The organism is Desulfobotulus mexicanus (assembly GCF_006175995.1).
Lineage (GTDB): Bacteria > Desulfobacterota > Desulfobacteria > Desulfobacterales > ASO4-4 > Desulfobotulus > Desulfobotulus mexicanus.
This window is the reverse complement of sequence record NZ_VDMB01000029.1, coordinates 1-18,332: the sequence shown is the minus strand read 5'-3', so window position 1 is coordinate 18,332 and position 18,332 is coordinate 1. Positions and strand designations below refer to the sequence as shown.

The following is an 18,332-nucleotide window of genomic DNA, read 5'->3' as shown; positions in this document are numbered from 1 at the left end:
GGGCCGCATATGATAAAAGATAAGGTTGTAGACATACTGGCAGGATTAGATGTTCTGAAAAATTTTACGGCAAGCCAGATCAACGATCATTTCTTCAAAAAAGGCTACGCAAGGATCGTTGAGTATCAGGCCGGTGAAAGAATTCTCATGGAAGGCCAGTATGACAACTGGGTATACTGGCTCATCGAGGGTAAAGTCGCTGTTATCAAAGATGAAGTAATGATAGCCTCCTTCCAGCGTACAGGAGACATGTTCGGAGAAATGAGCATACTGGAAGGAAGCGCCCGCTCAGCGAATGTGGATGCCCTGTGCAAAACCCTGTGCTTTAAACTGGATATGTCGGTACTGGATCATCCGGCTCTCAAAAACAGAATCAGCCGGGAAAACTTTTGCAGCAGTCTCGCCCAGCTGGCCAGAGAACGGCTGGCAAAAACCACATGCAGGCTTTCGGAAACAGAAAAAGAACTGCTAAAAATAAAGCAGCTTCTCCAGCAGAAAGAAGAAGAGCTGGAAGAAGCCGGAATATTGATTACACAGTTAACGGAGCTGAATGCCACACAGAACCTGCATATTATGGAACTGACTGCAAGGCTTGAAAATACTGAAAGAAATACGGCAAAGGAATCCTGACCCTTCCGTCGGATTACCTGGCTTATGGGTTTGAAATCCATACTGAAAAAAAGGAAATGCCATGCTGGCAGATCTTGCAGGCCACCTCCAAGGCCCCCTGTCCCATCTTTTTTTTATCAAAGCCCTCATGGCCGCCATTCTGGTGGGTCTGGTCTGCGGTGTTACGGGCTGCCTTGTCATCTTGAGGAAAATGAGTTTTCTAGGAGACGCCATCTCCCATGCCATGATAGCCGGTGTGGCCGCAGGCTATCTGATCATGAAACTTCTTTTCGGCGTGGAAGCCCATGCCCCAGCCATGCTTTTCGGAGCCCTTGTGGCCGCCGTGGTGACGGTAGGTCTCATACACTTTGTGTCCAGTGTTTCCCGTATCAAGGAAGATACGGCCATTGGCATCATGTACACAGGCATTTTTGCCTTAGGCGTTGTCATGGTCTCCCTTTTCAGGGAGCATATTCATATTGATCTCATGCATTTTATCATGGGAGACGTGCTGGCAGTTTCCAACGCAGATATCCTGCTTGCGGCCTTTGTCTGCTGCATTGTCCTCACCCTGATTCTCCTCTTCTTCCGCCACTTTCAGGCTTCGGCCTTTGACCCTGTCATGGCGGCTGCCATCGGCATTCCCGTAGGCCTTTTCCACGGCCTGTTAACCCTTTGTGTCAGCCTTGTGGTGGTGGTGGGCGTGGGCATGGTGGGTGTCATTCTTGTGGTGGGGCTCCTCATCACGCCTGCGGCCACGGCCTACCTGCTAACCAACAGGCTGGACCGCATGATGATACTGGCCGCTCTCTTTGCCGTGAACGGAGCCATCTGCGGACTTTTTCTGGCCTATGCCATGGATGTGGCTGGCGGCGGAGCCATCATGCTTTTCCTCTCCCTGCAGTTTCTTGTCGTACTCATGATCGCTCCTGAACATGGCATCCTTACCCGCTACATAAGAAAAATCCGACATATTCCCGATGAAATCACAGAAGACATACTGGCCGGACTGCTGCGCAAAGATCCCATGGGCCTTGCACCCGCTTTTCTCCTTGAAACGGCAGGAACGGGAATACGGCTGGGCCGCGCCCTTGCCCGGCTTGAAAAGGAAGGGCAGATCACAAGGCAGACTGACCTTATACACCTCAGTCCCAAAGGCAGAAAAAAAGCCCTGACTCTCCGAAGATCCCACAGAATATGGGAATCCTATCTGGCCCATGCCGGTGTTGATGAAGAAAAAATCCACGAAAAAGCCCATGAACTGGAGCATATCCATGATCCGGATCTGCTTAAAAATCTCGACGATCTGCTGGGACACCCCATGACAGACCCCCATGGCAGCGAAATACCACAGGATCCCTGCCTGCACAAAAAAGGCTTTATATTCAGCTCAAGCCTCCTCAGGCCGGGGCAGCAGGCCAGAATCCGCAGGGTTCCGGAATTTCTCAGGGAAAAGCTAAAGGAAAACATGCCGCTTTTTCTTAAGGCAAGGGATGAGACTGGCGAAAAATGGAAATTCGTCCTCCCCTCAGGCGAACCCCTTGTGCTGGATCATGCTTCTGCGGACGCCCTTATGGTGGAAATGGATGAAAAAAGCTGCCAGCCGGATTTTTCCCGGACAGAGCAGGCTTGAATTGTATAAAAACCGATGTTAGGGTGTTTTAAACAATATCCTCTCCACCCTGAACCACAGGCAACCATATCTGCCAGCAACCTTAAGGCATCAGTGGTTCAGAATTGACAACATTCTACCGAAAGCACTGAAAGCAGGGTTTTTCATGAAAACTCTCTTTATTCCCAACGGCCATAACCCTGACCTCCGGGGCAACCCCGAGGCCAGCATCATCCACCTGCCAAGGCCTTCCTCTCTGGCGGTGGTGCCTTCCGCTTTTCCCTTTGTAAAGCCCCGGCTGCAGGTCAAAGAAGGGGACAGGGTTTCCCTCGGCAGCCCCCTTTTTGAAGACAAAAGAAGACCGGAACTCCGCTTCCTCTCCCCCGGCGGCGGCATCATTGAAAACATCATCTTTGGGCCCAGACGCATTGTCACTGCCATCATCATCCGTCTCGATGAAAAGGAAGAAAGGGAATTCTTTCAACCCCTTGAGAACGAAGATCTTGAAACCATGGACAGGGAAGAACTGATGCAGCATCTGGTAAAGGGCGGTCTCTGGCCGCTATTTCGCAGCCTTCCCTTCCGCGCCATAGCAGACACCAAAGAGCTTCCGGACACCCTCTATGTACGCATGGATTCTCACCAGCCCTTTTCCGCCCTGCCCGAAGCCTATCTTCAGGGGCACCTGGAAGCTTTCCGCTTCGGCATCCGGGTTCTCAAAAAACTGGCAGGCCAGCTTGCCGTCTATACCTGTGCGGAACAGCACAGCTTTGTGCTCAATGAATGCCAGGGCGTGGTCAACCATACGGTCTTTGGCCGTTACCCGGCCCAGGATCCGGGAGTGGTTCACTACCACCTCAGGAAAAAAGGAAATACCGGAAAAGCCTGGTTCATTACAGGAGAAGATGTGCTGCTCATTGCCCATCTTCTGGAAACTGGCACCTATCCGGGCGAACGCACCTATGCCATGGGTGGAACCGGCCTTGCCAGCCCCTGCCATGTTCGTACCCGATTCGGCGCTCCCGTCTCCCATCTTATTGAAGCCTGTGATCCTCTGGAAGGGAATTTCAGAAATATTGCAGGCGGCCTCTTCAGGGGCAGAAATGCAGGTCAGGAAGGCTTCATGTCCATGTATGAAACCAGCCTTACCCGCATACCCGAAGGAAAGGAAAAAGAATACTTTGGTTTTATGAGACCGGGGCTTAGCAAAAACAGCGTGTCCCGAACCTTTCTTTCCGCCCTTTTCAACCGCCCGGCAAAGGTGGACTGCAACACCCACGGAGAGGAAAGGGCCTGCATCAACTGCGGTACCTGCACAAGACTCTGCCCGGTGGAAATGCTCCCCCAGTTTACCATGAAGGCCCTGCACGCCGATGCCATTGAAGAAGCCCTGGCCCACGGCCTGCTGGACTGTGTTCAGTGCGGGCTCTGTGCCTATGCCTGCCCTTCCAAAATTGATCTTTCCGGAATTTTTGGCAGTGCTCGGGAAAAACTGTATCAGGAACAGCAGAAAGGGGCCTGACCATGCAGCGTTGGATAAGAAGTTTTTTTGATACCCACAGGCCCAAATTTGAAAAAGAGGGCAGACTCCACCGCTATCACGGACTGTTTGAAGCCTTTGAAACCATTTTCTTTCTTCCGGACAGCACCACATCCCAAAGTCCCCACATCCGGGACAGTCTGGATCTCAAACGCTTCATGAGTATTGTGATTCTTGCCATTGTTCCCGTTGCCCTGTTTGGCATTTACAATACGGGCTACTACGCCTGTCTCGCTGCAGGAGAGTCCACAGCCTTTATTCCTTCTTTCATTCAGGGGCTTTTTATCTTCATACCCCTTCTGGTGGTCAGCTACGGAGTGGGCTTTTTCTGGGAAGCCCTGTTCGCCGTCCGAAGGGGCCATGGAATCAGTGAAGGCTTTCTGGTCTCCGGTCTGCTCTACCCCCTTATCCTGCCACCGGATCTGCCCCTGTGGCAGGCCGCCATCGGCATCAGCTTCGGCGTGGTCATCGGCAAGGAAATTTTCGGCGGCACGGGCCGCAACCTTCTCAACCCCGCCCTCACGGCCAGAGCCTTTGTCTTTTTCGCCTATCCCGGTCAGATGTCCGGAGATGCCGTGTGGATTTCCGGCGGTGCCACGGATGCGGTTTCCGGTGCCACAGCCCTTGCCATCAGCGCCCAGGCCGAACCCGGCTCCCAGATTCCCGCCATGCTGGATCAGGCAGGGCTGGGACTTTTTGAACTGTTTGTGGGCCGAACTCCGGGCAGTATCGGCGAAACTTCAGCCCTGCTCTGCATTGTGGGTGCCCTCATCCTGATCATAACGGGCGTTGCCAACTGGCGGATCATGGTGGGAGGCGTGCTGGGCGTTCTGGGAACGGGTATGCTCCTCAATCAGCTGGCCACAGGCTCCTTTGCAGCGGCCATGGCCCTGCCCGCTTACTACCACCTTGTCATGGGTGGCTTTGCCTTTGGCATTGTCTTTATGGCAACGGACCCGGTGTCGGCACCGGGCACAGATGCAGCCCGGTGGCTCTACGGCTTTCTCATCGGTGCACTGACCGTGCTGATACGGGTTTTCAACCCTGCCTATCCCGAAGGCACCATGCTGGCCATTCTCTTTATGAACCTGTTTGCACCGCTTCTGGACCACTTTGTCATCCAGATCCGGCTGAGAAAGAGGATATCCCATGTCTGAAAGCCGATCCATCCGCTTTACCTTATACCTCTGCCTTGTCTGCAGCATTCTTCTCACCGCAGCAGCCACGGGACTGAAACCCAGACAGGATGCCAATGCAAGGCTGGATCGCCAGAAGAACGTACTTAAGGCCGCAGGACTTCTTCCGGAAGACCAAAAACCCACAGGCACAGAAGTAGAGGCCCTTTTCTCAAAACGCATACGGGCTGTAGCAGCAGACGCTGAAGGCAGGCCTGTGGAAGAAGGCGGGGATAAGACCCTTGTTTTTTTCCTGAAAACGGACAGCAACGGCACAATCAGCGAGGGCTACATTCTCCCCCTTGAATCCAGAGGGCTCTGGGGGAAAATATACGGCTACCTCGCCCTGGAAGCGGACGGCGTAGAGATATCCGGTTTTACGGTGTACGCCCATCAGGAAACCCCGGGCCTTGGCGGAGACATTGAAAGCAGGTCTTTTCAGCAGAGCTTTACCGGCAGACGCATTCTGGACGAGAACAACACCTTCCGTGGCCTGAGGGTGGCCAAGGGAAAGGCATCTTCCGATGATCCCCACAGTGTGGACGGCATTTCCGGTGCCACCTTAACGGGCAACTACCTTTCCGAAGGCATCATGGATGTACTGAAAAGATTTGAACCCGTATCCGCCCGGTTCCGGGCTGGTGAGGGCGACGGCTATCTGATGAAGGAGACCCCATGAGTCTGAAAAGCAGTCCCTACTATAAAGCACTTACGGAACCCATACTGGGCAACAACCCCATCAACATTCAGATGCTGGGCATATGCTCCGCCCTTGCCGTAACCGTACAGCTGAATACGGCCATTGTCATGGGCCTTTCCATGACCTTTGTCACGGCATTCTCAAGTCTTATCGTGTCTTCCATGCGTCACCACATTCCCCGCAACATCCGTATTATTGTGGAGCTTTTTGTCATATCAAGCCTTGTCATTCTCACGGATCAGGTGCTCAAAGCCTTTCTCTATGATATCAGCAAGCAGCTTTCCGTCTTTGTGGGACTGATAATCACCAACTGTGCCGTCATGGGCCGTGCCGAAACCTATGCCCTGGGCAACCCCCCCGGTCTCTCCTTCTGTGACGGGCTGGGAAACGGTCTGGGCTACTCCCTCGTGCTGGTGGGCGTTGCCTTTATTCGGGAACTTTTCGGCTCAGGCTCCCTTTTCGGACTGCAGATCATCCCGGATGCCCTGTATCAGGCAGGATACAGCGACATGGGCTTCATGCTGCTGGCTCCTGCGGCCTTCATCATCATAGGGCTTTTTGTCTGGTTCCAGAAAGCTGTGCTGCAGAAAGACGAAGGCATAAAATAACTACAGAGCCTCAGGAGGAATGCAATGCAGCAGGAAGACATACTGAACTGTATGCGGGAATTCAAAAACCGCAGACAAGATGAATATTTCATACTGAAAATAGGCGTTTTTGGTTCCGTTGCCCGCAATGATATCAAAGAAGAAAGCGACATTGATGTGGTGGTGGAACTGAAAAAACCGGATCTTTTTTCCCTCATTGGGATCAAACAGGAGCTGGAGGAACATCTGCACAGAAGGGTGGATGTGGTCCGGTACAGACAAGGCATGAATGCCTTCCTGAAAACAAGGATAGACAGGGAAGCCCTTTATGTATGACAAGGTACTCTTCATCGAAATCATGAAACAGATACACTACGCCGGAGAAACGGTCATTAAGCGTTTTCAGCCAGTAAAAAAAGTACAGGATTTTACAGACTCTGAGTCTGGAATGGAAAAACTGGACAGTATCTGCATGCTGCTGATAGCCATCGGGGAAGCCTTAAAAAATCTTGACAAAGTAACAGAAAAAGCACTTCTGCCCCGCTACCCGCAAGTGGACTGGAAAAAAGCCAAAGGCATGAGGGATATCATCAGCTACCACTATTTTGAAATGGATGCGGATGTAATTTTTGATGTATGCGCAAATCGAATTCCTGAGCTTGTGGCAGCTGTCCATCTCATGATTATGGATCAATCCTTTCCCACGAAAGGAGAAACCCATGCGGATACACAATAACAGCCATCCGTACAGTGTAATCCTCTGCATGAAAAAGACAGGTTTTTTATGAAAAGGAGTCCATGGTGGAAAATCTGATGGGTATTTTTCTCAATTCTGTTTTTGTGGGCAATATTCTTTTGGCCTACTTCCTTGGCATGTGCTCCTTTGTGGCCGTTTCCGGCAACCTGAAAACCGCAACGGGGCTGGGTTTTGCCGTTATTTTTGTTCTGGCCATCACCACGCCGGTGAACTGGTTCATCCATCATTATCTGCTTGCACCCGGTGCCCTGGCCTGGGCTGGGTTGCCGGACGTGGATCTGAATTTTTTACGGTTCATAACCTTCATAGCCTCCATTGCCGCCATGGTACAGATTGTGGAAATGGTCATAGAACGCATATCCCAGGCCCTTTATACGGCGCTTGGGGTCTTTCTGCCGCTGATCGCCGTTAACTGCGCCATTCTGGGAACCTCCCTTTTCATGGTGGAAAGAAACTATAATTTCAATGAATCCCTTGTTTTTGGCTTAGGGTCTGGAACGGGCTGGTTTCTGGCCATTGTGGCCATGGCCTCCCTCCGCCAGAAGCTGCGCTACGCCGACCTCCCCTACGGCCTTGAAGGCTATGGAATCACCATGATCGTCTCAGGACTCATGGCCATGGGTTTCATGATTTTTTCCGGCATAGCCCTGTAAACAATAAGGAGAAAGACCATGATCTTTCTTATCAGTTTTGTCGTCTTCACCGGCGTAACCCTTTCTTTGGTGCTGCTGCTTCTTTTTGTGGAATCAAGGCTGGTTAAAAAAGAGGACAGCCGTATTCTCATAAATGGGGATGAAGACAAAAGTATTACGGTGTCCACCGGCAGCACCCTCCTGAGCAGCCTTGTGAGTCAGGGCATCCTCCTGCCCTCGGCCTGTGGCGGGGGCGGCACCTGCGCCATGTGCAAATGCAAGGTTCTGGAAGGCGGCGGTGACGTCCTGCCCACGGAACTTTCCCACCTGAGCCGAAAGGAAAAAGCGGAAGGTATCCGCCTTGCCTGCCAGCTCAAAGTGCGCAACAACCTGTCCATCGCCATTCCGGAAGAAATTTTCAGCATCAGAAAGTACCATGCCACGGTGGTATCCAACCGAAGCGTTGGCACCTACATCAAAGAACTTCTTCTCAAAGTGGATCCAGATGAAGACTTCTCCTTTGAGGCGGGCCAGTACATACAGATTGACATTCCCGAATATAAGCTTTCTTTTTCAGATTTTTCCATTCCCACGACCTATGTGGATGACTGGGACAAATACCAGTTATGGAACATCAAAGCCCGGTCTGAAGAAAGGGTGTTCCGTGCCTATTCCCTTGCCAATCCTCCCTATGAGGACCAGCCACGGCTCACCGTCCGCATTGCCACACCACCCGAAGACCAGCCCGATGCACCTCCGGGCGTGGGATCTTCTTTTATATTCAATCTTAAAGAAGGCGATCAGGTCACCTTCAGCGGTCCCTACGGAGATTTTCTCGTAAAGGATTCAGAAAAAGAAATATGCTTTGTGGGGGGAGGTGCGGGCATGGCACCCATGCGCAGCCAGATTCTGCATCAGCTCAATACCCTACATACAAAACGAAAAATCACCTTCTGGTACGGAGCAAGATCCAGAAGAGAAATGTTCTATGATGATGATTTTAAATCCCTTAGGGAAAAATATCCCAACTTCCATTATCAGGTGGCACTTTCAGAACCCCTGCCCGAAGATCAGTGGGATGGACCCACAGGCTTTATCCATGAGGTGCTGTATGAAAGCTACCTGAAAAAGCACGAAGATCCTTCAGAAATTGAGTATTATCTTTGCGGACCGCCTGTGATGGTGGATTCCGTGGTGGATATTTTATGGAACCTTGGAGTTGAAGAAGAGATGATAGCCTATGACAAATTTTAGCCAAAACAGTCTTGAATAACCTTAAATACGCTTATGTTTTCCGGTATCAGAATACCGGTTAAAGGAACATATTCCAGACAAGGACAAAAAAAAGCATTGACTTCCATGTTTTTGAAGCGTAGTGTCCGAACTCGTTGCTGCGGGGTGGAGCAGTCTGGTAGCTCGTCGGGCTCATAACCCGAAGGTCATCGGTTCAAATCCGGTCCCCGCTACCAAAAAAATAAAGGCTTACGGTCTCAACCGTAAGCCTTTTTATATTCTTACCAACATGACCTTCAGCCATTGATACAAAGGCAGGTCTTATGTCTGCCAGAGTCACCCAGAGCACCCTGCAACTCAGGGTCGTAAAAACCGCAGACAAATTATAAACCGCTGTCCCTCACCAGCCGCAGACACTTTTCATTACTTTTATCACCGCTACGGCTGCTGCCGTAATGAAAAAATACAAACTCAGCCGCTCCCTGATTAAAGGCATCTTCCGATGAAGTCCAGAACCAGGTGCTAGGTGTATTGGGAAAGGCGGCCTCCAGAATTGCAGGTCTCCTGTAGACTCCCTGACAGGCCCCGCCCATATTATTCCAGTGTGCAGGATGTCCAGAGCTACAGAAAACCAGTGTCAGCATTTCTTCTGCGGAGGGAATGCGCCAGTCTTTTTTTCCGGCATAACCGCCATTCATATTAAAGGCACGTACCGTATCCCTGCCCCTCGACCAGGCATAGGCATCCGCCACACCCAGACAGTTTTCACCGTCCCATTTCTGCCCCAAACTGCAGCGCATCCACTGCAGGCCGGTTTCAATATCCGTCAGTGTGCCATTTCCGTTGTCATAATAGCGGTCTGCAAAGGCTTTTTCCATATAGAGAAGGGCCGCATTATTCATACCGGCTTCGGTGAGACGCTTTTCCATCTGCAGCATCAGATGCTGCTCCGTATTGGCCCCTACAAAAACATCTTCACGGATGGCATAATACTCCATGTCCGCATCAATGGGTCTGTAGGCCTCCAGGCTATAAAATCCCCTTTCCAGACGGATGGAAAAGGAACGGCTCTGGATTTCAGGAGTATTCCCCTTACGTTCACCATTGATAAATATATGGGCATCACCCGGCTGGGATGCAATATTTAAAATGCCGTACTCCTTCTCACCGGTGCAGGCCACCATGAAAAGCACACATCCCAAAAAGATGAGCCTGCGAAAAAAAGACAAGCCACACATACCACTCCTCTTCCCTTTCCCAAAACCCGTCACAGCCTGCCCTCCTCCACCGGGCACGAAAAAGCATCCGGCTGCTCCCAGATGATCGATATTTTCACATCCGGAGCAAGACTTCTTTTGACCGGGCAAAACGCCATGACCTTTTCAAGCTTTTTCACCAATACAGCCTCCAGTGGTCGGGGGGGTCTGATTCTTACACATAAACGGCTGATACGGGATGGAGATTCCGCCATTTCCTTTTCCACGTCAAGACTAAAAGCGCAAGGATCAAAACCAGATCGCTCCAGAACAGCCTCCATCACCGCCATGAGGCAGGAACCCAAGGCTGCGGACACAAGATCCGTGGGAGAAAACGAGGCATCTTTCCCTGCTGATGCCGAAGACCGAAGACCTATGATCTCTGAAACACCTTCTTTTTCAAGAATGAATTCCCCTTTCCCGAGCCCCCTGATATGAATCTGAGACATGGTTTCCTTGTTATCATGTCAAAAGAAACTGAACTCCCGGATCATCCTTTTTTGAAAGCACAGATTCCATGGTCATCGTAAAAAGGTCACAATAAAAAAGCAGCCAAGAAGACTTACCTGTTTTTTTTATAAATTTCCAGCCATTCCCTTTTAAAACTTTCAAAACGGTTTTCTTCAATGGCACTGCGAATATCAGTCATCAGATCCTGATAAAAAGTAATATTATGTATTGTTGCAAGGGTTTCCGCCAGAGGATCTCCGGAAAAGAACAGATAACGCAGCACCATGCGGGAAAAGGTTCTGCAAGTATAACAAGAACATTTTGTATCCAGAGGATAACGGTCTTTCCGAAAATTCTTATTCTTTATACGAAGTTTTCCCGTACGGGTGAAAAGGGTTCCCTGGCGTGCATAACGTGTAGGAATAACGCAGTCAAACATATCCATGCCCAGATGCACGGCTTCAAGAATATCCTCAGGAAGGCCTACACCCATGAGATACCTTGGCAGATCTTCTGGAAGACAGGGCGCTGTGACACCCACCACCCTGCGCATGAGATCAAAACCCTCACCCACACTGACACCACCTATGGCAAAACCGTCAAAGGGAATGGCCGTTATCTCTTTGGCGCTTCTCCTGCGCAGATCATCAAAAACCCCTCCCTGCACAATACCAAAAAGAAACTGATGATCCTGCAGTTTCACATCCCTGCACCTTGAAGCCCAGGCCGTGGTGAGTCCCACGGATTTTCCCACATAATTCCGGTCTGCGGTATGGGAAACACATTCATCAAAGGCCATAACAATATCCGCCCCCAAATCCCGCTGTATCTCCATGGACTTTTCAGGGGTCAGTGTCACCTTTTCCCCATCTTCCTCATAGGAAAAGGTGACACCTTCATCATCAATAACCCTGTCCGGCAGAGAAAATACCTGAAACCCACCGGAATCCGTGAGTATGGTCCTGTCCCATCCCATGAAACGATGCAAGCCGCCCATATAACGAACAGATGCAAGTCTGTCACCCAGAGAAAGGTGGTAGGTGTTGGCCAGAAGCACCTCAGCACCTGCTTCCGCCACATCCCTTGCCGGGGTGGAATGCACGTAACCCGCCGTTCCCACGGGCATGAAAGCAGGTGTCTGTACGGTTCCGTGATGGGTTGTAAATTCTCCCCTCCGGGCACCACTTCTGTCCTTTGCGAGCAGCTTAAACTGTATATCCCTTTGCGCCATGCGCTTTTCCTTTCAGGTAAATATATAAAATACTTTTTAGTTTTTTAATGAGATAAGAGCCTTCAGTTTACAATAAACCTGCTTTCCGCTACCCTGACAGCGGCTCTATGACCCTGAACCAGGAGACTCCTATGCAAGGCATTATACTCATACTTCTTTTATCGTTTCTCTGTTACGGCCAGGCATCTGCCGGGGATGAAGTGATTACGGCCATGGAAAACCGTTACAAAGACCGGTGCTTTTCCGCCAGCTTCCAACAGATATCCGTACTTTCTGCCATGGACATATCCGAAAGGGCCGACGGCAGAGCTGTATTTTCCCATCCCGGCCGCATGCGTTGGGAATACGAAACCCCGGAACCAAGACTCATTGTCACGGACGGAACCACCCTCTGGATATACTCTCCCCTGGAAAAGGAAGTACTGGTGGGAGAATCGGAACCCTATTTCGGCAGAGGCAAGGGTGGCCGCTTTCTTTCGGACATGGCATCCCTGCGGGAAGATTTCACCCATACCAGAGTTTCCGATCCCGAAACCGATCCTGTCCGCCTCAGACTCATACCACATCAGCCCGAACCCGGCCTTACGGAACTTTTCATTGAAGCAGATAATAAAACCGGCCAAATTGTAAGCATAGAAACCCTTAATGCTTACGGGGATGTCACACGCATCCGTCTTTTCGGAGAAGAAGGCCACAACCTGTGCAAAGATGAACTCTTCCATTTCACCCCGCCACCGGGAACCAGCGAATTTAAGCTGGGGGAATAAAAAAAATCATAAAATACAGATTAACCTTGAAAAAAATTTCCTTTTACAGGAAATATCATGACAAAAAAAGAGGAACCTTTACAACAAGGTTCCCTGCCCCCCAAGGTTTCAGTGTATTATAATTATCAGCTCCGGCTGAAGACCTTCTTTTAAATCCGGCCATGGCCGACGCGTCTGACACTGTACAAAAGGCATCCATACATTACAGATACAACAGGATTCGACAATGAAAGATACCATAAGAAAACTGGCCAGAGAAAAAAACGCCATCATACTGGCCCATAATTATGTCCCTGCAGATATTCAGGACGTAGCACACCTCTGCGGAGACTCCCTGGAACTGAGCATCAAGGCTGCGGAAACCGATGCTGATATCATTGTTTTCTGCGGAGTGCGCTTTATGGCGGAAACCGCTGCCATTCTCTCCCCTGAAAAAACCGTTCTGCTTCCCGTCGAAGATGCGGGCTGCCCCATGGCGGACATGGTCACACCGGAAGCCCTTAAAAAGCGTAAAGCCCAGCTTCCCGGCGTCCCCGTGGTCACCTACGTTAACTCCACGGCTGCGGTCAAGGCCCTTTCCGATATCTGCTGCACCTCAGCCAACGTGATCCGGGTGGTGGAGAGCCTTGACAGTGAAGAAATTCTCATGACACCGGACCGCAATCTCGCCCTGTATGCGGCCAGTCACAGCTCAAAAAGAATCCACCTATGGGAAGGCTTCTGTCCCTTCCACAACAATCTTGACCGTAAAACCGTTGCTGAAGCAAAAAAAGCCCACCCCAATGCCTTTTTCATCGCCCATCCCGAATGTCCGCCAGAGGTTCTGATCATGGCCGATGCCGTCACCAGCACCTCGGGGATGATCCGCATGGCAAAGGAATCGAGCCACAGAGAATTTATCATCGGCACGGAAACAGGGCTTCTTTACCCACTTCAGCAGGCCTGCCCGGATAAGATTTTCCATCCGGCAAGCCCTGAAATGTACTGCCCGGACATGAAAAAAATAAGCCTTGAAATTCTAAAAAGCACCCTTGAAAAAGAATCCGGAAGGGTGACAGTACCCGAAGACATCCGCATCCCCGCCCTGAAGGCCGTCAGAAAAATGATGGCCATAAAGGGCTAATGAATCCGGGTCTTCACCATCAGCCGACCTGCGTCATCCATGGCCTGCACATGGCGATACTCCCCATGGGGAATACCTATGAGGATACAGGGCCATGTCAGGGCCTGGGTGACCCGGCTGCCGGATGAAGGCCTGATCATACGCAGCCTTACAATGGCTGTATCCCCGCTCGACTCCAGATCCGTGGATGCCAGACGAATGCCATACCCCCCTGTTTTTTGCATACCCAGCCCTAACAACAGCACGCCACCAAGATTAAAGTCTACCTCTTCCAGGCGCTGACGGACCGCTTCGCAGAGAAGGCTGCCATCGGTTTCCAGCCGTGAAAAGTCGGAAATTTCCCCTATCCACAGGCCAAAGGGAGCATCACTGCGGAAACCGCAGTCTGAACCATGATAGATCATCTCCGCCACAGGCGGACCGCCCATGCTCTTTTTAGCGGCAATACAACCATAGAGAACAAGACTGACCAGAAGAACACCCGTCAGAATCCGCCACGATTTCTGTTTCATGATGCTTTCACCCTTTCCCTGAAAACCGGACCCGCCACAAATTTCGACAGGGTAACCCTACACCCTGTTTTATAATTCAGGAAGATTTTTTTAAAACGCTTCAACCACAAAATCAAGATGTTCGAGACAAGGTGCCTTTGGATATACCCAGACAACCCTTCCTCCTCCGGATGGGTATGCCCCCTTCAGCTCCTCCCCCTGAATTCGGATACGGTAAAGGCCCGCTTCAACATCATCCATACGCCAGACATAGGCTCCTTCTTCCTTATCCTCTTCAGACAGGGAATAATATCTCATTTTTCCCGAACCTTCCTGTTCAAGAACAACAAAGACATGATCCTGGGAAAGTCCATGAAGATTCTCAGGCGGCATGTTCACATGCACAGGATAAAGAGAATCTCCGGAATCCGTTGGGATTGCAATAAAAAAGCGCCCTCCTTCCCCAGGGAAATCTCCATGCTCCATGTTCAGAAAAACCGTAAAAGTCCGGGTATTCAGCCCCTGGGCCGTCTCCCGGATCTCAAGCCATGGCAGAGAAGATGCGGGAAGACCTGACACATCATTAGCTTTTCCCAGAAAAAAAAGGGCCTGCCCTCTGCCCATACCCATATAAAGAGCCTCTGGTGCTGCCACAGGAACAGCAGCTCCCGGAGCATGCACTGCCTTTGCCGCATCCACAAGGCCCCAGCCCGTGTCCTCATCCTTTCCCAAAGGTCCAAGATCCCGGGTCATTCCTCCTTTTTCCAGAATTCCCATAGCCTGATCAGGAGAAAGAAAAGGATCCAGACTGCGCATCAGGGCCAGCACACCACTGACAAAGGGCGTTGCCATGGAAGTCCCGAAGGCATCAACATAGGATGCCTGCGGTCTGCTCACAAGGGTCCATGCCGATGTGGTATAAACGGGGCCAAAGGGTGCCACAAGGGAAATCCAGTCTCCGTAATTACTGTCACGATGGCGCATAAGGCCCTGATCCACGCCAGCCACGGCAAAAACACCACTGTGGGCAGCAGGATAGTTTTTTCTGTCCCTTCCCTCGTTGCCTGCGGCGGCCACCACAAAGACCCCTGCTTTCAGGGCCGCTGCCACAGCCTCCCTTTCTTCCCTTGAATTCCATGTTCCGCCAAGGCTGAGATTAATCACATCGGCCCTTCTTTGGGGCAGCCGTCCCGAAGCATTTTCAAGGCCTGCGGCATAGCGTATGGCCTGGGCAATATCCCAGGTACTGGCAGAATCATTTTTTATCACCTTAAGGGGCATGAGGGTGGCTTCACCCGCCACACCTGCAATGCCCAGCCCGTTGTTCATGGTGGCAAGGGCAATGCCCGATACCTGTGTTCCATGGAAAGGTCTTTCATCGGAAGGTGTTCCTGCACGTTTTTCAACAAAATCATAACCATCCGGACCGATGCGGTCTTTAAGATCCGGATGATCCGCCATGACACCGGAATCCAGCACGGCAATCACAGCTCCAGCCCCCCTTGTCTGATCCCAGGCATCAGGCGCCGTAATGGCCTCCAGGGGCCAGAAACGGCGGGGATCTTCTGCATAAGCCGTATCATTGACCGGTATCCTGAAAGTCCTTCGCCTGTAATTCGGCTCCGCCCAGAGAATATCCCGACGCATACTAAGGGCTTCCACCGCTGCCAGGGTATCCCCTGCGACAGCCTCCCCGTCCCCTCCCATGGCGTAACGTGCAAGGGGGATACGCAGCAATGCCGTTTCCTTATATCTTTCCAGCTCCTGCCAGCCATCTTCACCCATGGCAGAACGGAAAGCAGCTTCCGGTTCCCGGAACCGGACAATGACCTCACCGGGTATAATATCTTTCAGAGAAGGACGAAGGGAGCCGGAATTTCCAGATTTCTGCTCCCGAACCGGATACACCCTGCCGGAAAGAAAAAGGGCCGGACCTTCAGCCAGATGAATTTCCTCCCTGCGGGTCCGGTAATTTCCAAGGGAGTCTGAAACCTGCAGCTCAACAAAATGGCTTCCCGGAGAAGGCAGTTCCAGCCAGCGGGCTTTTCCTGCACCAGCTGCTTTTCCATTAAGCTTCCAGTTATAATCAAGGAGTTTTCCGTCTTCTGAAAAAAAATCAGGGGCTAAAACAAAAGCCCTTGCCGGTGCCACTAATATTCCCGCATCGTTTTTAAAAGAATCAGGTATTTCCAGAGAAAAGCTTATTTCAGGAATAGAACTTTTCTTTACCTTGCTATCATCGGATGAGGAAGAGAAGCAGGCCGTGAGTAAACAGGCCATCAGAAAACAGCAAGTTAGAAGAATAAAAAGGACGGGCTGTCGCATACAAAACCTCCCGGAAACGGGCAGGGTAAAAGGCGGGAGCAGGATGCAGGGAGCAGGCATCAACCCGCCCCCTCCTGCCATCAGACCAGATCTTCCGGTATATCTGCGTTGGTGTGCACCTTCTGCACATCATCGTTGTCTTCGAGCATCTCCATGAGCTTAACCATCTGCTGGGCATCCTTGCCCTCAAGGCTGGTCATGGTCTGGGGAATCATGCTGACTTCTGCCATTGTAAAGGCAAATCCAGCGGTTTCAAGGGCATCCCGCACAGCATCAAAATCCTGGGGCTCGGTGATTATTTCAAAACATTCTTCTTCCTCACGCACATCCTCAGCACCTGCTTCAAGGGCTGCCTCCATAAGGGCATCCTCATCCACGGCTCCCTTCTCCACCACCAAGAAACCTTTTTTATCAAACATCCAGGCAACACAGCCATTGGCACCAAGGTTACCGCCGCATTTGCTGAAGGCATGGCGAACCTCACCCACAGTGCGGTTTTTGTTGTCCGTCATAACCTCTACAATGACCGCAGCACCACTGGGCCCATAGCCTTCGTAGGTGATTTCCTCATAATTGGCACCGTCCAGATCGCCAATTCCCTTCTTGATAGCCCTTTCAATATTGTCCTTGGGCATGTTTTCCGAACGGGCTGCTATGGTTGCGGTACGCAACCTGGGATTGCTGGTCGGGTCCCCGCCACCAATGCGGGCAGCCACCATTATTTCCTTGGCCAGTTTGGTAAAAATCTTACCCCTGCGTATATCTTCCTTGCCCTTTTTATGGCGAATATTCGCCCACTTGCTGTGCCCTGCCATTACTTTCCTCCACTTGGGCTGCCCTTACCAGCCACTTTATTTCAATTCACGTCAGATCAATTTACATCCGGCTTTCCGTAAAAGCCCATACCCAGCACATAAATTTCCCGGCTCTGTTTCCGGCAACTCTTAGGTTTAAAGATACGCTGCTTTTCAAAAAGCCTCTTAACATCAGCCAGAAAAGAATCAAAACCCCGGCCCTGAAAAATCTTACAGATAAAATAGCCTCCCGGCTTCAGCACATCTTTTGCCAGAAACAAAGCTGCCTCGCAAAGGGCTGCTGACCGCAGGGCATCCACATCTCCCATACCCGTAGTAGCTGGTGCCATATCGCTTAGGACACCATCCACCCCCGGCAGCAGCCAGTCCCGAATCTCATCGGAAAGATCATAGATGTCTCCCACCACAGCTCTGGCATGGGGGGGGAAAGCCAGATCCACAGGCTTCAGATCCAAACCCAGCACTCCGCCCGAAGGCCCTGCCATCTCCGTGGCATACTGCAGCCATGAGCCCGGTGCACAACCTAAGTCCAGAATTCTATGGCCCTCTTGCATAGGACCATACTTATCCTGAATTTCCTTGAGTTTATATACAGACCTCGCCACATAGTTTTCCTTGCGGGCCAGCCTTGTATAATGATCCTCCCAGGGATTTGCCGAATTTTTCGCAGGCATTCTGCCCTTTGCTTTTTTTGCTGCCATGGGGCTCCATTTCAGACCATCTTTAAGTCAAAAGCTTTAATCAATACATTTTTTTTGCTTTTCCAGTCAATACAACCTTACAGCCCAAATCCTCCATCAAATTAATCCACACCCCTCCTGTGGTGTTTCGGGAGGCTTTTTTCAGCCCTCAACGGGGCGGTGAGGATTCAAAAATAATTATTTATGAGGAATAATTCTCAAATATGAGACGCAACACTCAGAAAAAATCAATACACAGATTTTTTTGGCGTAGCTATCCCTTTTGAGTCAACAATCTAAAAACTATTCTTCTGCCTTGGTACTGAGTCAGGCTGGTCTAAGCCTTTAA

At 50.9% G+C, this 18,332-nt stretch carries 19 protein-coding genes and 1 tRNA gene; 13 read left to right on the top strand and 7 right to left on the bottom strand.

Annotation, left to right across the window (positions count from 1 at the left end):
* Positions 1–9: 9 nt before the first annotated feature.
* From FIM25_RS15045 to FIM25_RS14995, 11 genes are all read left to right on the top strand, one after another.
* The gene (locus tag FIM25_RS15045; RefSeq protein ID WP_179953429.1) at positions 10–630 is read left to right on the top strand and encodes a Crp/Fnr family transcriptional regulator; all 621 of its coding nucleotides are present in this window, start codon (positions 10–12) and stop codon (positions 628–630) included.
* A gap of 61 nt (positions 631–691) precedes the next feature.
* Positions 692–2,242, top strand: coding sequence for a metal ABC transporter permease (locus tag FIM25_RS15040; RefSeq protein WP_139450678.1), 1,551 nt, complete (start codon positions 692–694; stop codon positions 2,240–2,242).
* A gap of 145 nt (positions 2,243–2,387) precedes the next feature.
* On the top strand, positions 2,388–3,743 hold the full coding sequence (locus FIM25_RS15035) for a 4Fe-4S dicluster domain-containing protein (RefSeq protein WP_139450677.1): 1,356 nt from the start codon (positions 2,388–2,390) through the stop codon (positions 3,741–3,743).
* Between the two features lie 2 nt (positions 3,744–3,745).
* A complete protein-coding gene (locus FIM25_RS15030) occupies positions 3,746–4,918 on the top strand; it encodes an NADH:ubiquinone reductase (Na(+)-transporting) subunit B (RefSeq protein ID WP_139450676.1) in 1,173 nt (390 codons plus the stop codon).
* On the top strand, positions 4,911–5,615 hold the full coding sequence (locus FIM25_RS15025) for an FMN-binding protein (protein WP_139450675.1): 705 nt from the start codon (positions 4,911–4,913) through the stop codon (positions 5,613–5,615). Before FIM25_RS15030 ends, FIM25_RS15025 begins: the two co-directional genes overlap by 8 nt.
* Positions 5,612–6,244: an NADH:ubiquinone reductase (Na(+)-transporting) subunit D gene (locus FIM25_RS15020; RefSeq protein ID WP_139450674.1), complete on the top strand. Its 633-nt coding sequence runs from the start codon at positions 5,612–5,614 to the stop codon at positions 6,242–6,244. The genes FIM25_RS15025 and FIM25_RS15020 overlap by 4 nt, the downstream gene beginning before the upstream one ends.
* A 24-nt stretch (positions 6,245–6,268) precedes the next feature.
* Positions 6,269–6,559, top strand: a complete 291-nt coding sequence (locus FIM25_RS15015; protein WP_139450673.1) for a nucleotidyltransferase family protein — start codon at positions 6,269–6,271, stop codon at positions 6,557–6,559.
* Complete coding sequence (locus FIM25_RS15010) at positions 6,552–6,959, top strand: HepT-like ribonuclease domain-containing protein (RefSeq protein WP_139450672.1); 408 nt, start codon at positions 6,552–6,554, stop codon at positions 6,957–6,959. The genes FIM25_RS15015 and FIM25_RS15010 overlap by 8 nt, the downstream gene beginning before the upstream one ends.
* A gap of 62 nt (positions 6,960–7,021) precedes the next feature.
* Positions 7,022–7,633: an NADH:ubiquinone reductase (Na(+)-transporting) subunit E gene (nqrE, locus tag FIM25_RS15005; RefSeq protein ID WP_246052235.1), complete on the top strand. Its 612-nt coding sequence runs from the start codon at positions 7,022–7,024 to the stop codon at positions 7,631–7,633.
* A gap of 18 nt (positions 7,634–7,651) precedes the next feature.
* Positions 7,652–8,866 (top strand): NADH:ubiquinone reductase (Na(+)-transporting) subunit F, encoded by a 1,215-nt coding sequence (nqrF, locus tag FIM25_RS15000; RefSeq protein ID WP_139450671.1) that lies wholly within the window; start codon positions 7,652–7,654, stop codon positions 8,864–8,866.
* A gap of 138 nt (positions 8,867–9,004) precedes the next feature.
* Positions 9,005–9,081, top strand: a tRNA-Met gene (locus tag FIM25_RS14995).
* 147 nt (positions 9,082–9,228) lie between these two features.
* On the opposite strand, the gene FIM25_RS14990 is transcribed toward FIM25_RS14995, so the two are convergent.
* From FIM25_RS14990 to tgt, 3 genes are all read right to left on the bottom strand, one after another.
* On the bottom strand, positions 9,229–10,074 hold the full coding sequence (locus FIM25_RS14990) for an Lcl domain-containing protein (RefSeq protein ID WP_179953428.1): 846 nt from the start codon (positions 10,072–10,074) through the stop codon (positions 9,229–9,231).
* Positions 10,075–10,112: 38 nt separating this feature from the next.
* Positions 10,113–10,550, bottom strand: coding sequence for an OsmC family protein (locus tag FIM25_RS14985; RefSeq protein ID WP_139450669.1), 438 nt, complete (start codon positions 10,548–10,550; stop codon positions 10,113–10,115).
* A gap of 113 nt (positions 10,551–10,663) precedes the next feature.
* On the bottom strand, positions 10,664–11,782 hold the full coding sequence (gene tgt / locus FIM25_RS14980) for a tRNA guanosine(34) transglycosylase Tgt (RefSeq protein WP_218961452.1): 1,119 nt from the start codon (positions 11,780–11,782) through the stop codon (positions 10,664–10,666).
* A gap of 131 nt (positions 11,783–11,913) precedes the next feature.
* Here tgt and FIM25_RS14975 point away from each other — a divergent pair, with 131 nt between their 5' ends.
* Complete coding sequence (locus FIM25_RS14975; RefSeq protein WP_179953427.1) at positions 11,914–12,549, top strand: LolA family protein; 636 nt, start codon at positions 11,914–11,916, stop codon at positions 12,547–12,549.
* Between the two features lie 226 nt (positions 12,550–12,775).
* The gene (gene nadA, locus FIM25_RS14970; protein ID WP_139450667.1) at positions 12,776–13,672 is read left to right on the top strand and encodes a quinolinate synthase NadA; all 897 of its coding nucleotides are present in this window, start codon (positions 12,776–12,778) and stop codon (positions 13,670–13,672) included.
* On the opposite strand, the gene FIM25_RS14965 is transcribed toward nadA, so the two are convergent.
* The 4 genes from FIM25_RS14965 to FIM25_RS14950 form a co-directional block, all read right to left on the bottom strand.
* Positions 13,669–14,184, bottom strand: coding sequence for a protease complex subunit PrcB family protein (locus FIM25_RS14965; RefSeq protein WP_139450666.1), 516 nt, complete (start codon positions 14,182–14,184; stop codon positions 13,669–13,671). The genes nadA and FIM25_RS14965 overlap by 4 nt on opposite strands.
* 90 nt (positions 14,185–14,274) lie before the next feature.
* Entirely contained in the window at positions 14,275–16,488 is a 2,214-nt protein-coding gene (locus FIM25_RS14960) for a S8 family serine peptidase (RefSeq protein ID WP_179953426.1), read from the bottom strand.
* An 80-nt stretch (positions 16,489–16,568) separates the two neighbouring features.
* Entirely contained in the window at positions 16,569–17,303 is a 735-nt protein-coding gene (locus FIM25_RS14955; protein WP_139450664.1) for a YebC/PmpR family DNA-binding transcriptional regulator, read from the bottom strand.
* Between the two features lie 56 nt (positions 17,304–17,359).
* Positions 17,360–18,004, bottom strand: a complete 645-nt coding sequence (locus tag FIM25_RS14950; protein ID WP_246052233.1) for an RlmE family RNA methyltransferase — start codon at positions 18,002–18,004, stop codon at positions 17,360–17,362.
* Between the last annotated feature and the right edge of the window lie 328 nt (positions 18,005–18,332).